Here is a 16,636-nt window from a genome sequence, read left to right on the forward strand (position 1 = left end):
CCTCTAAGTCGCCACGCTTCACTTGATTGTAGATTGATGTGTCTGTCCCTGTAAGGTCAACGATTTTTCCGTCCTCTGTGATTTCAAATTCAATCGGTTTCGCCCCGTCCGTCAGATAGCCCTCTGGAGCTTTGCTTTCCTCGATACGGTATTTTCCGTAAGGTAACAGGTCGGCAGAAGTAGAAGCCACGCCCTCAATGTCGGTAAGGATTGTCTTTACCACTTCGCCTTTATTGTAGAGCTTGCCCTTGACAAGTACAGCGTTGTCATTCAGAGAGATGATTTCAAATTCAGCGTCTTTCAAGGTCGCACTTCCTTGACCTTTGGTATCGATGGTTTCTAAATCTCTTTTCTGGATTTTCACACCGCCACGGATAACCTTGTCTGATACATGGTACTGATTGCTTCCAGACAGTACGGCAAGGTCGCCGTCCTCGGTAATCTGTGTAAGGTACATTCCTTTAATCTGTTCCTCGCTACCGTTTGCCTGCATATATGCACCGTCAAGAAGATAGCCATTAGGAGCTTTTGTTTCCTCAACGGTCAGCGTTCCTAAAGGAAGCACGTTCTTTCCGTCCTGTGTATAGAAGCTGTCCCCAGATACCTTGTATTCATCAGAAAGGCGGGAAACGTAATGGATAGTGCCGTCGCTGTCCTTTTCAGCGATTGTCTTTGTCACCCATGTCTTTGTCGGCTCGCTAGGAAGATTGTCAGCAGTATAGTGTCCCGCATAGAATTTCCATGTGAACTCCGCACCCTCTAAGGAAGCGTCGCCCTGTGGAGCGTCTTTCTGTGTTTCCATGTCAATCTTGAAAAGCTCAATAAGGGTATCTGTGACCTTTGGTGTATCTGATACATTGAGTGTCGCTGTCTTGCCAGCTTCCACATTTAAGGAATAGACAGTGCTGTCTACCTTATAGCCAGCAGGAGCAAAAAGCTCTTTGATGTAGACTGTACCAGCCTTTACTTCCACGGTATCAGTATTTCCGCTGTTATCAGTCGTAAGGGTGGCAAGCTGTTTCGTACAGTCCTTATCAGAATAGACACCATAGGTCGCACCAGCGATAGAGTAGAGCCCGTTCCCGTCGGTAATGCTGGCATTACTGGAAGTCTTTTTAAGTGTGGCATTTCCTACGGCAAGTTTCGCCCAGAACTGTCCAATGTCCTGTCCCTCGCCAGAGTAGATATAACCGCCACATTCATAGCGTCCCTTGTTCTCACTGGCAAAAGCTTTCGCCCCAGCGTAAACCTCGCCCTGTATAGCTTTAGGGATTTCATCATAGGAAGCTCTGACGTTATCGCATTGCCAACCAAGATGAACGCTCAATCTCTGCCATACGACGCACTGTTTCAAAAGATAGATATACTGACTGCTCAATCCGCTGTGGCTCTGCACATACTGATTAACATACTCGATTGAGAGGGCAACATCTGAAATCTGGTCGTAGCTCATGCGTGTGCTTGCGTCGGCTCTGGTCTTGTAGCCGTTGCGGAAGTTGGTGTTAATATCCACGCAGAAAGCGTCCTCTCCCTCAACGGTCATGTGTCCCTCATTGAACGTTGAACCGATAGAACCGTCATTCATTACTTTTTCAACGATACCGACACGCTCTGCACTTTCTGTCCAATATTGCTTCTCGGAAGCATGGACGGCTGTTGTCGGAAAAGCGGTAACGATAGTCGCAAAGGCAAGAAAGCCTGTGGCTAATCGCTTCAATATCTTTTTCATAGCTTTAATGTCTCCTTTCATTTTTGCAAAAAAATAGACGCTCATTTCTGAACGTCTATACAGTCTGAAAGGCTTGTCCTCTCTCAATATTTAATTGTTATAGGTACAACAGTTGCCTTTCTATAATAATGTACTTTGACTTGCGCTATTGATATCCGCCATGCCCGGCATCCAACATGATTTTATATGCCATAAAAAACTCCTGCATCTCTTTTTAGATTATGATATGCAGAAGTTTTCGTTCCTGATACTGTTCTTATTTATTTTATCAACATCTCCTCAAGTTCTTGCACAGAGGCTGCTATATTGTCTGCTCCTGCGTGCAAAAGTTCTTCTCTGCTGCCATATCCATACAGAACTCCAATGGCATTGATACCGACTTCTTTCGCCCCTGCTATATCATGCATCCTGTCTCCAACCATAACTGACTCTTCCTTGACAATCCCTTCCAACTGCCCCATGGCATAGCGGAGGACATCTGCCTTTTTCACCCGGATCTCCTCCAAATCCGCTCCTGCGATAAGCTCAAAATATCCATCCATACCAAAATGTGCTAAAATACGTTCTGCCATCACTTCTGGTTTGGAAGTGGCTACAAAGAGGCGTTTCCCCGCGCTTTTCAGTTTTCCGAGCAACTTTTCTATTCCTGGATATGGCCGATTTTCCTTCCATCCAATCTTCTCATAGCGCTCCCTGAATTTTTGGATCCCCAAATCTGCCTGCTCTTTAGAAAACCCGTAAAACTCCATGAAGGAATCGCGCAACGGCGGTCCAATGAATTTACACAGACTTTCTGTATCTTCCACCCCGATTCCAAACGAGGAGAGCGCATACGCAGCCGACAGGGTAATCCCTGTCTTAGGGTCTGTCAATGTTCCGTCCAAATCAAAAAACACATAGTTCCAGTCACTCATACTAACATATTCCTCCTCTTTTGATTTCCTATTGTACCATCTGTTTTTGTTTTCCACAATTCCTTTTCCCGAAAGAACAAAGTGGTCAAGCCCACATCAACTCCCCTTTCCCTCAATCTTGAGGGGCTTGAACACTTTGCGCGCCGCCACAATACCGCAAGGCGGTAACATACCTCATTGCGGCGTGTGCATTCCTCCCGGAGGGCTTTTTATTCTATAGGACAGTCCGAAGGACTTTCCTATAGAATAAAAAACACTGTCCTCACATTTCCTGTGATGAACAGCGTTTTCTTTGTTTTCATTATTTACAACTTTCCTTTTCTCTGACAATATTTAAGATACCTCTGACATCGCGCACCACATAGTCTGCGCCTGCATCCAGGTACACTTTTTCCGCTTTTGCAAAAGCAGCCTCTTTCTCGGCATCACTCATTCTTTCGTACTCTTTTTGTGACAGCCCCATCACGGAACTTCCCTCCACAATGCCGACAGAAATCATTCCCGCATTTTTTCCTTCTTTGATATCTGCCACCGTATCCCCGGCCTTGATGACCTTTCTCACATCCAAAAGCCCAAGAGCCTCCATGTTTTTGAAAATCATATAAGGATATGGGCGTCCTCTTTTTCCCGTGGAATCCGGACTGCACCAAAAATCAGGATCATATCCTTTTTCTTTTGCAGCAGGCACAACAACAGACATCATCTCATCCGTATATCCTGTGGTAGAACCGATTTTTAATCCCATAGCTCTTAATTCATCCACTGTCTCTTTTACATAAGGTTTCAGATCCGTGAAGTCTTTAAGGATTTCCATGATCTTATTTTCGCTGCACTCGTAAACCTTCTGCACATCCTCTTCTGTCCACATTTTTCCGTATCTGTCAACCCACAGATCCTGGATCCTCTCCATGGAGAGCATGGTGCGGATATGATCTATCTTGAGCATTCCCATCGGCTTTCTCACTTCCTCTACAGTCGGAGTGATCCCAAACTCTTTGAAAGCCTCAATAAACGCCTGTACGGGTGCAAAACTGCCGAAATCCACAGTTGTTCCGGCCCAGTCAAAAATAATTCCTTCTATCTTCATCTTTTACCTGCGCTCCTCTAAAAATGTTTTGATTATCTCATACAATTTTTCAATATCCTCTTTGTAAATCTCACCAATATTTCCCACACGGAAAGTGTCGGCATCTGTCACTTTTCCAGGGTAGATCGCATACCCTCTCTCTTTGATATACTCGTACATCTCAGGGAAAGAAAAAGCATGATGCTCCGGATAGTAGAAAGTCGTAATGATCGGTCCCTGAAACTCTCCTCCAATATACGGACGGATTCCAAGTTCACCCATTTTCTCGATCAAAAGCTTATTGTTCTCCTCATAACGCTTTGCTCTGGCAGGGATTCCGCCTTCTTGCTCCAGCTCTTTGAGCGCCTGCGCAAACGCCAGCACCACATGCGTCGGTGAAGTGAATCTCCACTTTCCGTCTTTTTGCATTGTCAGCCACTGATCGTAAAGATCAAGAGAAAGACTTCTTGCTTTTCCTTTGCTCTCCTTAAGTTTCTGACTGTTACAGATAATGAAGGAAAATCCTGGCACACCTTGAATGCATTTGTTCGCACTGCTTACAATAAAGTCAATTCCCAGTTTGCCAACCTCAATGTCCACACCGCCGAAACTTGACATTGCATCTACGATAAAAGTTCTTCCTTCTCCTTTTACTACGTTGGCCACGCTCTCAATGTCATTTAAAATTCCGGACGTTGTCTCACTGTGCACCATTGCCACGTGAGTGATCTTTGGATTCTCTCTCAACATCTCTCCAATTTTTTCTGCGGACGGAACTTTATCATAATCCTCTTTATAAAGGACATAGGAAATGCCCGCATGTTCAGCGATATCCACCATGCGCTCTCCATACGCTCCGTTTGCCGCGATCAAAAGAATATCCTCATCTCCGACAACACTTGTGATGACAGACTCTACTCCGAATGTTCCGCTTCCCTGCATGAGCACGACCGTATACTCCGGCTCACTTACATGTGCAAGCCCAAGAAGTTTGTCGCGGATTTCCAGTGTAATCTTTTTGTAGTCATCATCCCATGTGCAGTGGTCAAAGAGCATCTGCTCTTTGACCGTTTCTGTTGTTGTCAGTGGTCCTGGTGTTAATAATTTGTATTTCATGTTTCTTTCCTTCTCTTTCCTATTCAATTTCCGCTTTTGCAGCCTCTGAAATTTCCTCATGTTTCTTTAAAAGATCTACAGTCAGTTTTTCCGGGAATACCTTTGGATACTGTGATGCATTTTCCGAATTTGTTGTCTCCCCTTCATACAGTGCATTCGGATAACTCTTCATAAGTTCCTCTCTGCCTTTTTCAATGATACACTGAGCCATTTCCTGAGCCTTTGGATTTGTGTCATCGCCTTTATCCACAACTGCAATGGACTCTGTCAAAGAGAAGTTTCCTTCTGTAGGATCCACATAGTCAACCGGAAGTCCATCTGCCTTGTCTGCAACTGCCTGCTGACGGAGTCCGAATCCGATCGCCACCTCTCCTGCACGTACTTTTTTAAGCGGCGCAGAACCGGAATCCTCGATATGATCCCCTGCATTTTTATAAATCCCCGCAAGTGTTTCCTTTGCTCCATCCTCACCGTATTCACTCACCAAAGCCTGAACCAGAAGCCAAGCTGTTGAGGAACTCTTGATATCTGTTACAGATATCATGTCCTTATATTCTTCTTTTGTCAAGTCTTTCAGACATGTCGGTTTATCCAGATTGTTCTCTTTTAGCATCTCTGTGTTCACAATGATCGTTCCCTCCTGGGAAGTGATCGGAGCACAGTAATCAGATTCTCCTCCGTCGATCAGTTTATAGTCAAAATCCAGTTTCTGGAACATATTCTGATCTTCCTGTGCACTGTCCACATAAAATGTACTTAAGGTGATCAAATCTGCCTCTATATCTTTTCCTTCTGCCATTACTTTTCCGCCAAGCTCAGATGTTCCGAATGTCTGGAAAATATAATCTCCTTCATAGCCATTGTCGTCAAGAGTTTTCTTCATAGCCTCAATTGCCTCATCATCTGCATTGGAATAGATGATCACCTGTTCATCACTGCTGTTTCCTCCGCCATTACTTCCACATCCGGTAAGACCGAACGCAGAAACCATCATTGCAGCTGCACATACAAATGCCAATACTTTTTTAAACTTCATTTTATTTTTTCTCCTTTTTCGCTTTTTTACTTTTTCTATTTATTACAAATCCAAGGACACCTTTTACGATCAGGTTGGTCACCAGGATGAGTAATGACAGAACAAACACTTCGTTAAACTTTGTATAGTACTGAAGTTCTTTGATTTTTGTCGTGATCACCATGGTCCTCGCTCCTGCGATAAAGATCACCGCACTTACTGTCACCATCGCGTTTACAAAATAATAACTGAATACTTCCAAAATGGTCGGTATCATATTCGGTGTCACGATCCTGAAGATTGTTTTTGCCCAGGAATCTCCCATCAGCGCAGCTGTTGTCTCCCAGGAAAGATTCAGCTTGGAAAGCGTATTCTTCATCATCAGGTAAGGGGTTGAGAAAAAGTGCACCACATTACATACGATAATAAGAAGGAATGTATTTTGAAGAGAAGTTCCTGAAAATACAAGCATGAACGCAATACCGATGACCATACCTGGTATGGTGTTTGTGATGAGCGCAATACTTTCGATCACGCCTTTCCACTTTTGTCCGAGCTGGCTTCTTGCCGTGGCAAGCGCCGCTCCGTATGTAGTCACAAGTCCGAGAAGTGACGTACAGACCGCCACAAACAATGAGTTTTTGTATACTCCAAACAAGCTGCCATCCTCAAGTACTGCTTCCACATGCTCCATGGTAAAGTTTGTCCTGTACGGCCACTCTTCCACAAGCGGTACCACAAAGATTACTGCAAAGATGGAAAGCATTACAGCCAGAATGAGTACTGACACTACTGAGCATACCCCATCTCTCGCATAGTTTTTTTTGATCTCAACATCCGAAATTTTATTGTAACGGACATTGTACTTCTCCAGATAATGCAGCAACGTAATACTGATGATGGAAGGTATCAGCATCATCATCGCGACAACCGCGCCTCTGCCAAAGTCCGGAACACTTCCTAACATCTCGTTGTAAAGCACAGTTGCAACTACCTCGTATTTTCCACCCACAGACGCCGGAATACCGTAATCTGTAAAACTTAAGAAAAAGCACTGTACCATGGATGCTGCCAAGGTTCCAAGAAGAGGGCGTATCACCGTCTGCATGAATGTTGCAAACGGTTTATCACCCATGACCCTGGAGACTACCATAAACTTTTTATCTATAAAGCCCATGGTGTTAAAAATCAGAAGGAATGAAATCGGAAGTGTATAGATCACATAGCCGAACAGCAGTCCCCAGAATCCATATATCTCAAAAAGCTGGCGTCCGAAAAGTCTTGTCAGCAGCCCCTGTTTCCCAAAAGAATAAATTATAGCGAACCCGTAAGTGATGGTTGGGAGCAGCATAGGCAAGACTGCCAGCAATCGTATCAGCTTCTTAAATTTTTTATTTACATTTGTGTAGTGAATCGTGTACGCCAGAAAAAATGCAAGAACTGTTGCAATGACAGCTGCGGACAGCGACACGACCACACTGTTGCCAAGAGCCTGCAAAAAACCTCTCTCGCTGATGATTTCCACGTAATTGGACAGTCCGACCGCCCCGTCCCCCCTAAAAGACTGGAGCAGTAGCTGTATGATCGGAATTGCAAGAAATCCTGCAAAAACTAAGAGGACATACACATATATAATTTTGATCTCTCTCTCTTTGCGTTTCATACATTGACCACCTGTAAGTTTCTTCGGATGTCATTCTGGAACAAAGTGAAAATATTGTTTCTCTTTATCTCCAGCTGGTTCAAAATAAAGTCTTTGACAAATTTATTTTTTGGTTTTGCAATGATTTCCTCCGGTGTACCAAACTGTGAGATTTTTCCTTCATTGATGATCAACACTTTGTCGGACAATGTCAGCGCCTCTTCCGGATCGTGCGTTACAATGATCGTAGTTAAGTGATAATCCCTTGCAATCTGTTTGATCTTTTCTTTGATAGACTCCTTGATAACTCCGTCCAAAGCACTCAAAGGCTCATCCAAAAGAAGAATCTTTGGTTTCATTACCATTGTTCTGGCCAAAGCCACTCTCTGTTTCTGTCCCCCGGAAAGCTGTTCGATCTTTTTCTTTAAATGTTCTTCCAGCCCCAATAACCGAATCAACTCATCTACCTCCTCTTTTGTGGAGATATCCGGCTTATTTCTAAGTCCGTATGTAATATTCTGGTATACATTCAAATTCGGGAAAAGAGCATAATCCTGAAATACGATGTTAAATCCTCTCTTTTCCATTGGAACTGCTGTGATATCTTCCTCGTCAAAAAAGATATGTCCTTCATCCACATCTGTAATCCCCAAAATCAAGTTTAATAATGTCGTTTTTCCACATCCGGACGGTCCCAATATGGATACAATCTCTCCGTCCTGGATTTCCAGATCAATATTCTGTAAAATCGTTACGCCGTCATATGATTTTTTAATGTGCTGTAACTCTAACATTGTTTTTTCTCCTTTCGCTCTTCGCATTTTTATTTTACCGTCCAACACCCGCTCCTTTCTATCGCATTGCTGTTATATCAAAGTTAAATCATCGTAAATAAAAAACGCGGATTGTAAACAATCACTCGTTTACAATCCGCATTTTCCCTTTTTTTCACTTTTTATGTGAAATATCTATTAAATCAATGTCTCCCACTCATTTTCTTTAAACCCTGTGATAATACCTTTTTCCGTGATCAAAATCGGTCTTTTCACGAGCATTCCGTCTGTAGATAAGAGCTCATACTGCTCTTCCTCACTCATGGCAGGAAGTTTATCCTTTAATTTCAGTTCTTTGTACTTCAGACCGCTTGTATTAAAAAACCTTTTCAACGGAAGTCCGCTCTTTTGATGCCACTCTCTAAGCTCTTCCTTTGTCGGATTTTCCTCCACAATATGCCTGTCCACAAAAGATACTTCTCTCTCTTCCAGCCATTTTTTTGCCTTTTTGCAAGTACTGCATTTTGGGTATTCAATAAACATTGTCATTCTGACAACTCCTCCTTTTCTAATCGTAAATAGACTCCTGCTCCCAGCTGATAAACTCGCCGTTTTCTGCATTCATCTCAAACTCATATTTTGTCTCTCCGGATACAACACTGCCTTCGTATACCTGCATTCCGTCATCAACCTCAAGGTTCATGCGGATATTTTCCTCCTTTGCTCCCTTTGCTCTCTCCAAAACTGCTTTCTTTGCATCTGCCTCGGAAATTCTGGTGCCGGATGTGTTGGCTGTATTTCCCCCATTGTTAAAATCATTTTCCACATCGAAATCCGCACTTAAAATGCTGCCGTCCGCTGCACTGATTTCGTAATCATACTCTTTTGTCCCCGCATAGAATTCAACATTATATAAAGAAATCCCGTCGTCAATTTCTTTTTTTACCTGGATGGCCGTCACATCATTTTCCGCAACTTTTGCGTTTTCCAAAGCGATCTTCTTAGCCTCTTGCTCCGTGATCTCGCCGGATGTGTTTTGGCCGGATCCTTGCTTTGTACCTGCATTCCCTGACATCTTTGTTCCTTCTGTCTTTGTGTTGTCATACTCCGTGTAACTTTCCTTGTCTCCGCATCCTGCCGCTAAAATCATCAATCCTGCTGCAATTGCCGCTAATACCATTTTCTTATTTCTCATAAAATCATCCTCCATCTTATCTGTACCTATGTTTGTATTCTTTATCTTGAGGTCAGTATATACAGGAAAGATGAAAATAACATTAAATCTTTTTACTTTTTTATTTTTTTTGCGGAAACCAAAAACCAAAGGTACTTCCCTTTCCTTTTTCACTTTCTGCCCAAATTTCTCCTCCGTGCATCTGGACAATCCATTTCACCATCGGAAGACCAAGCCCTGCACCGGATTCATCCGGGCGATTTCTTGTTGGGTCTTCCTGATAAAACCTCTCCCATATATGAGGAAGGGCTTCTCTTGAAATACCGATTCCATTGTCTTTTACAGAACCGCAGATCCGCTCCCCTTCTCTCCATAGAGCAAATTCCACTATCCCTCCTTCCACGCCATAGCGCACTGCATTGCCAAGTAAGTTCACAAAAAGCCGTATCAGCATCGTTTCATCCGCATACCCCGTGAGCTCTGGTTCAACTTTTGTATAAATGATAATGCTTTTCTTGTCCGCAATCTCCTGCTGATCTTCTGCTACAATTTCCGCCAGCATACTCAAATCCACAAGTTCCCTGTTCAGTTCCAGCCGGTTTTGGTCCGCCCTGGAGAGCATCAAAAGCTGTGAGATCATCCTGGACATGGCCGCAGCTTTTCTTTTTATGACTTCTACATCTTCTCTGAACTTTTTGGGCATCTCCTCCTCGTCCAAAAGATTTTCACACTGGGAAAGTATGACTGCCACCGGCGTGCGAAGCTCATGTGAGACATCCGAAGTAAACTGTTTTTCCCTTGCAAACGTTTCTTCCAGCCATTCCAGCATCTGATTGAGACATTGAATAAGTTTGTGCAGCTCATCATTTCCCCTTCCCTCCGGAATACGTTTGCTCAAATCCCCACTTTCGTAAATCTCTTCAGCTGTCCTTGCTGCTGCATACACTGGTCTCATCACTCTTTTTGTAAATCTATATCCAATAAACGCGGTCAAAAGAACCATGAGCGGAAGCAAGATCAATGTAAAGCGCAGAAAAATCGTAATGCTCTCCTCTGCCCTTGTCACTGACACAATTCCCCGGACATACAATTTCCCATATCCCTCTATTTCAGCGCTGCTGTCATAAACATACCACCTTGTACCCGAATCCTGCAGAGTCCTTAACTGTCCTTCCTGCATTGGCGGTATGTCCATGAAACCGTGGGGGATTTTTCCGTAAATGATTTCTGAATTTTCATTGTACACGGAAAGATAGATACCTTGTTCCACTTCCATAATGTCATTGTCTATATCCAGCCCTCCGTCATCCCACCCGATATCCTGAAATGCATTTTCCACACTTTCTTTCAGCTCTGTCTGGATGGATGCCAAAATCGTTTCATTGCTCAGGGAGAGGAGGATCGCTATGATAACACAGGCAAGCAAAGTCATAAAGAAAGTATACAAAAGCGTCAGTTTCCATTTTACCGAAATTTTCATTTTACTTCTTTTCATTTCTGCACCCTCAGCACATACCCCGCGCCCCGGACAGTGTGAATCAGTTTTGGCTCAAATCCGTCGTCAATTTTCTTTCTCAAATACCGGATATATACATCAATGACATTAGAACCTCCTGCATAGTCATAGTTCCAGATATGCTGCTCGATCTTATCTCTGCCAAGTACGATGCCCTGGTTTAAAATCAAATACCTTAAAATAGAAAATTCTTTGTTTGACAACACAATCTCCTTATCGCCTCTAAATACCTGATGTGAATCCAGATATACCTTTAAATCCGCAATCTCATATTTATTTGTCTTCTGTTTCATCTGTTTCCTTGTCATCACACGGATTCTGGCAAGCAGCTCCTCAAAGGCAAACGGTTTCACAAGGTAATCATCAGCCCCGGTATCCAGTCCTTCCACCCTGTCCTCAATACTGTCCTTTGCTGTCAAAAACAAAACTGGAAGTTTTTCCCCTTTCTTCCTGATTTCTTTTAATACTTCAAGTCCTGATTTTTTCGGCATCATGATATCGAGAATTGCTGCATCGTACTCCGTTAATTCAAGATAATCCGCCGCCTCCTCCCCGTCAAAACAGGCATCCACCGTGTATCCTTCTTTTTCCAGTCTATTTTTGATAATCTTGTTTAAATCCTTTTCATCTTCCGCAATCAATATCCTCATTTCCATCACCTCCGAATGTTTTCCCTGCTATTTGTATTGTACCACATCATTATAATGACGAAAGATGAAAACAAAATGAAAACAAAAAGGAGCACATGGGAACAAATAACTGCGCCCCATGTGCTCTTTTTAGTTCTTTTGATTATCGTCTCCGATTATCTTCTTTTTTTCCATACAAACGCTGCTGCTACTGCTGCAAGGATTCCTGCTGCTGCCGGTAACGCTGCATTTGCCTCGTCTCCTGTCTTAGCAGATTTTGTTGTTGTTCCTTTTGCTGCGTTTGATGTATTGGCTGTATTTGTATCTTTCTTGTCTGCAGATGTGCCCTTATCGTCAGAGCTTGTCGTTGAACTTCCTGCATTTGCCACTGTACTTCCGTCTGTGCCTTTTGCAGGTGTCAGTTTTGCGATTGCTCCCTCAAGCGTTTCGGCTGCTGCGTTTACTTCTTCTGCTGTAGCCTGCTCATCTTCATAAACTGCTTTTGCATCTGCAAATGCTGTTCTGAATGCCGCAAAACTTGCTGTCTCGTAATCAGCCTCATTCAGTCCTTCCGCCTTATTCAAAAGTTCTTCCAGAGCGGTCTTGTCCGGAATCTTCTGAAGTCCTGCCATAGCTGTGAGAAGTTCTTTCCATGCTGTGTTGACTTCTTCCTGCATTGCATCGCCGTCTGCCTGCACTGCTTTTGCAGCCTCAAGTGCTGTCACAAACGCTTCTTTTCCATCATCCAGATAGGAATCAATGTTGTTATTCATCTCTTCTGCAAGCGCGATCACTTTCGCAAGGTCTGTCTTGTCTCCCTGTTTGAAGGACAGATACTGCATTGCACTGATGAGCTCTTTCCATGCATTGTCGACCATTTCCTGAGTTACAGTCGTATCACCATCCTGCACTCTCTTCAGAATGTCTTTTGCATTTTCAAGCGCTGCATTGTATCTTTCCACTACAGATTCCACTACACCCTCTGTACTTACGTTCTCTGTAAGAGAAAGTGCATACTCAAGAACTGCTGTGGAAACTTCTTCTGTTGGTTCTTCCGGCTGATCCGCCTCGTTTCTGTAAAGATTGAATTCAGCAGCACATCCATGCGTACCATTTTTATCTCCGGTTCCATCTTTTGCAATAAATTTTACAAATCTTGCCTCAACCGGATCAAATTTTACAGTCTTCAAATTTGCATTAGCTTCCCATGTGCCATCAGCAATAATCTGTGTCCAGTCTCCGTCTTCGCCTGTCTGGCTGACAAACAGATCATATTTTGTGATCTGACCATTTTTGCTGCCATCCTGTCTTGGAAGATAACTGAACTTATCAATGGAGATTGTATCATTCATATCGATCACGATCTCTGCCGGAAGCCCTTTATACGGACTCCACTGTGAATGCCAGAATGTGGACTCATCCCCATCAAATGCGTTGGTAATTTCTCCACCCGGCTGCTGATTATCTGTTGTCACAGTAAATGTAGAAGAATCGATCATTGTAGGATCTACATATTTACCCTTAGTAACAGATACATTGTCGATCACTGCATGCACTGCATTTTCTTTGGAACCAATTCTCTCGATCGGCAGCCTGAGTGTGGAAATGGAGATATTGTCCGCTTTCTTCATGCCGGCATCTGTATAGGAGCCTACTGCACTATAAGCGTCACCATCCACGTAAAGTGTTGTCTTTGTTCCTTCTGTTGCGATCACAAGGTGAACTTTTTCATTGACCGGAAGTTTGTATCCAAAGGAGTAGTCATAGTTCTCTCTTGTAAATCCAAGTGTGCCATCTTCCATGATGCGGATATCATGTGAATCATATTCTGCATCTGTCTCAAAAAGAATCTGGCCTGGCTGCGCCTCTTCTGTCAACGTGATATCAAAAGAGAGCATATTTCCACTGCCAAGTTTATCAATTGGCGTGCTTACATAACTTTCTTCTCCATTCAGTTTCAACTCTCCATTTTCAATGGTTGCGCCTTTGCCTTCTGCTAAATCTCTTCCATTTTCAGAGCTGTCTTTGAACTCTTTTCCTTCCTCAAAAGAGTAGTCCATGTATTCATTGTTGCTGTCCGCATCTTCCACAGCGTATGGATTGTTTGTCGGAGCTTCTCCGATTTCTTCTACTGCTGCCTCCATCTCCTGGAAGGTAAGGTCTTCGCCGTCTCCCCACAGCTTGCTTGCCATTGTCGGAGCTGCATCTGCAAATCTGTCGTAAATGTCTGCCTCGGAAATACCGTTGGAACGTTTGTCCACGCTGTCGTTCCAGATAGCATAAGCACTTCCCAGCATCTGCTCGGAACCTGCCGGAACAACGGAACCTCCCATGTTGTTTGGCTCCCAGGTATTGTAAAGATTCTGTGTATTCAGGTAATCATAGTAATATCCGGCTGCCGGAACCATGTAGAGTGTACCGTCCACCATATTGATCAGATCATAGCCGTCGTTGTACATCTCAATTGGATTTGCCCATCCAGTGTTCCAGATGTTCATCTGAACATTATCGCTGCGAACCGGAGTTTCTCCTTTACGCATAGAGAGACTTCCCCACAGACGAACTGTACGTCCGGAATCCTGCACATATTTCAACATATCATCCGTGAATTTTCTGAACTGTTCTGCATATGTACCATCGTATTCGTCTGTACCTACATTTACGATTGTATTTTCATCAAATACCGGATTCTCTCCATTTAAGTACTCATCCCAGATGGACTGTACAAATTCAAGGGATTCATCGTATTTACTGTACAGATTCAAATGGTCTGTCTCGCGGCCATTCTCACCAAATTTCAGATCCGGGCGAACCTTTGTAAGTGCAAGGGAATGCGCCGGTGTATCGAATTCCGGAACAATATCAACGCCTTTCTTTCTTGCCTCCTGAATCCAGGAACGGAACTCATCCTTTGTATAGAACAGATCCTTGCTTGTCATATCTGCTTTGTTAAGGCCGCCGTTGCCGCCTTCTTTGATATCTGACTCCAGACGGAATCCAGAATATGCAAGCATCTCATCCTCTCCGGCATTCTGATAGTCTTCAAGGAAGATGTAGTTATCATTTAAGTGAACCTGGAAGTCATTCATCTTATACCATGTCATCTCTTTTAAGATGGAATTCAATGTCTCTCTGGAAATTGGTTTTCTCGCAACGTCCAGCATGAAACCTCTCAGTTCGTATTTTGGATAGTCTCTCACTTCACCTTTTGCAATGGTGTTGCCTGTCTGGCTCAATACCTGAAGGATGGAACGAGTTGCCCAGTAAGCGCCCTGCTTGTCCACAGCTTCTGTCTTTAAGACATCGCCCACTTCCATATAATATCCTTCTTCTTTCAGGCCAGCGTCTTCGCTTCCAAGTGTAAAGTAAAAATCATGTGCTTTTGCATCGCTTTCTGCACCGTATACAATTTCAATGTCTTTTCCTGTCACATCTTTGTAGTCCTTTTTGAACTCTTGAGCCATGTAGGAAAGATCATCTTTGTATGTCTCGTTGATCACAATCCTGGAGGCATCGCTTGTCTCAAAATTTCCTTCTGCGCCTGCCCACTCAGCAAGTTCCGGTACAACAACCGGTTTTTCATTTCCAGTGTTTTCCGTGATCTTTCCCGGAACAGTTACCTGGAATGCAGAAGTCTCAAGAGTCTCTTCTCCTCTTTTCAGTCTGAAGTTTACTTCCACTGTGGTATCTACCAATGGCTGATAAATGGTCAAATCTCTGTCAATAATCTGCTCATAGTCTGCACCGACGAATTCGATCTCAACTCCAGCCGGAACTTCAGGCATCACAAACTTATCCTGCCCTTTCTGTACCTGCGGAACCTCAAGCGTGGATGCAATTTCGCTTAAGGACTGATTTTCCTCAATATCTATCACATCCGGATAAGCTTCAAACTCATATACAGATACCGTATCCCATGTCACACCTTCTGAAGTGGAATCAAATGCATTGACATACAGTCTTACATATTTTGCAGTTTCCACCTGATCAAACGCAATGGTCTGTGTCTTTTCTGCCGGAGCAGCTGTAAATGATTTTACATCTTTCCACTCCTGTCCATCATTGGAAACCTGGATTTTGTAATCTGTTGCATTTCTTCTCTCCCATTCAAGCACAACAGTTCCTATCTTGGTCTCTTCGTCGAACTCCAGCTGCAGCCATTTCTGACCTTTGCCCACATCACTTGCCCACCTGGATTTCGTATCATCCTCTGAACCTTTTCCGTCATTTGCCTTGTCAGCAGTAAACGCAGTACCTGATTCATAGCCGTTGGCTGTCGCAGTTGCGTCAAGTGCTAGGTTGGCCTCTGTCTTTTCCTGGAGGATTTCAAATTCGTAGAGTGAGACAGACTGCCAGTTCAGGTCTCCCGGTGTATAGCCGTCAACTACCAATTTTACGAATCTTCCTGTTGCAGGTTTTTCAAGCTCAATTCTGGTGGTCAAAGACGAAATCTCTTCTTTATCCGGTTTGGTATAAACCGTGCTGTACTCACTTCCATCTTCCGATACCTGGATCTTAAAGGATGTAATGTTCGTGCGTTCCCATTCAATTACAAAACTGTCAAATGTCTTGCTCTCGTTAAGGTCAACAGTGAGCACTTTTTCGCCCTGGTTTGTGTCCTGGTTTGTGGACCATCTGGACTGTTCCGGTTTCTCCGCATCGCGGTTCACGATACCGTCAATCGCCTTGTCCGCACCCCAGTAATCTGTCTCTGCATCATTCACCGTAGCTGTTCCGCCAAGTGCATGGTTCACAGTGTAGGTCAAATCTCTTGCAGCCAGCTCACGAGCGCTTGCCTGGAACGGCATCACGGATGTAACAAGCATGGAGGCTGCTACTACGGATACCACTCCTTTTTTTAATTTTTTGTTTTTCATAATGCTTGTCCTCCTTTACACATTGTCATCTTACCACAATCTGGTTTGAAAAAGAACCCCTATTTCTATAATATTTCCCCAATCAATTTCTTACTTTTTTGATTTAACACATCTTCTTTTTATTCATTATTTACATATATAATAAATGTAAATATTCCCGTTAAAAAGTTTTGTTAAAATAGGAA

At 43.4% G+C, this 16,636-nt stretch carries 12 protein-coding genes; all 12 read right to left on the reverse strand.

Annotation, left to right across the window (positions count from 1 at the left end; all coding sequences use genetic code 11):
* Positions 1 to 1,729, reverse strand: a 1,729-nt coding sequence (locus B5F18_RS10310; protein ID WP_242955846.1) for an MSCRAMM family protein, incomplete at its 3' end; no start/stop codon positions are given.
* Between the two features lie 260 nt (positions 1,730 to 1,989).
* Positions 1,990 to 2,643, reverse strand: a complete 654-nt coding sequence (locus tag B5F18_RS10315) for an HAD family hydrolase (RefSeq protein ID WP_087157582.1) — start codon at positions 2,641 to 2,643, stop codon at positions 1,990 to 1,992.
* Between the two features lie 301 nt (positions 2,644 to 2,944).
* On the reverse strand, positions 2,945 to 3,730 hold the full coding sequence (gene phnX, locus B5F18_RS12755) for a phosphonoacetaldehyde hydrolase (RefSeq protein WP_242955847.1): 786 nt from the start codon (positions 3,728 to 3,730) through the stop codon (positions 2,945 to 2,947).
* A 3-nt stretch (positions 3,731 to 3,733) separates the two neighbouring features.
* Positions 3,734 to 4,825: a 2-aminoethylphosphonate--pyruvate transaminase gene (locus B5F18_RS12760; protein ID WP_242955848.1), complete on the reverse strand. Its 1,092-nt coding sequence runs from the start codon at positions 4,823 to 4,825 to the stop codon at positions 3,734 to 3,736.
* Between the two features lie 19 nt (positions 4,826 to 4,844).
* A complete protein-coding gene (locus B5F18_RS10325) occupies positions 4,845 to 5,861 on the reverse strand; it encodes an extracellular solute-binding protein (protein WP_087157583.1) in 1,017 nt (338 codons plus the stop codon).
* A 1-nt stretch (position 5,862) separates the two neighbouring features.
* A complete protein-coding gene (locus B5F18_RS10330; protein ID WP_087157584.1) occupies positions 5,863 to 7,503 on the reverse strand; it encodes an ABC transporter permease subunit in 1,641 nt (546 codons plus the stop codon).
* Positions 7,500 to 8,276 carry an ABC transporter ATP-binding protein gene (locus B5F18_RS10335; protein ID WP_087157585.1) on the reverse strand — a complete coding sequence of 259 codons (777 nt, stop codon included), beginning with the start codon at positions 8,274 to 8,276 and terminating at the stop codon, positions 7,500 to 7,502. Before B5F18_RS10335 ends, B5F18_RS10330 begins: the two co-directional genes overlap by 4 nt.
* A gap of 177 nt (positions 8,277 to 8,453) precedes the next feature.
* Entirely contained in the window at positions 8,454 to 8,804 is a 351-nt protein-coding gene (locus tag B5F18_RS10340) for an arsenate reductase family protein (RefSeq protein ID WP_087157586.1), read from the reverse strand.
* A gap of 19 nt (positions 8,805 to 8,823) precedes the next feature.
* Positions 8,824 to 9,450 carry a PepSY domain-containing protein gene (locus tag B5F18_RS10345; RefSeq protein WP_162607580.1) on the reverse strand — a complete coding sequence of 209 codons (627 nt, stop codon included), beginning with the start codon at positions 9,448 to 9,450 and terminating at the stop codon, positions 8,824 to 8,826.
* Positions 9,451 to 9,550: 100 nt separating this feature from the next.
* Positions 9,551 to 10,924 (reverse strand): sensor histidine kinase, encoded by a 1,374-nt coding sequence (locus B5F18_RS10350; RefSeq protein WP_242955849.1) that lies wholly within the window; start codon positions 10,922 to 10,924, stop codon positions 9,551 to 9,553.
* Positions 10,921 to 11,595, reverse strand: coding sequence for a response regulator transcription factor (locus B5F18_RS10355; protein ID WP_087157588.1), 675 nt, complete (start codon positions 11,593 to 11,595; stop codon positions 10,921 to 10,923). Before B5F18_RS10355 ends, B5F18_RS10350 begins: the two co-directional genes overlap by 4 nt.
* Positions 11,596 to 11,750: 155 nt before the next feature.
* Entirely contained in the window at positions 11,751 to 16,451 is a 4,701-nt protein-coding gene (locus B5F18_RS10360) for a discoidin domain-containing protein (RefSeq protein WP_087157589.1), read from the reverse strand.
* Positions 16,452 to 16,636 lie beyond the last annotated feature (185 nt).

Origin of the sequence: Lachnoclostridium sp. An181, from assembly GCF_002160325.1 — a bacterium.
Classification (GTDB): Bacteria; Bacillota; Clostridia; order Lachnospirales; family Lachnospiraceae; genus An181.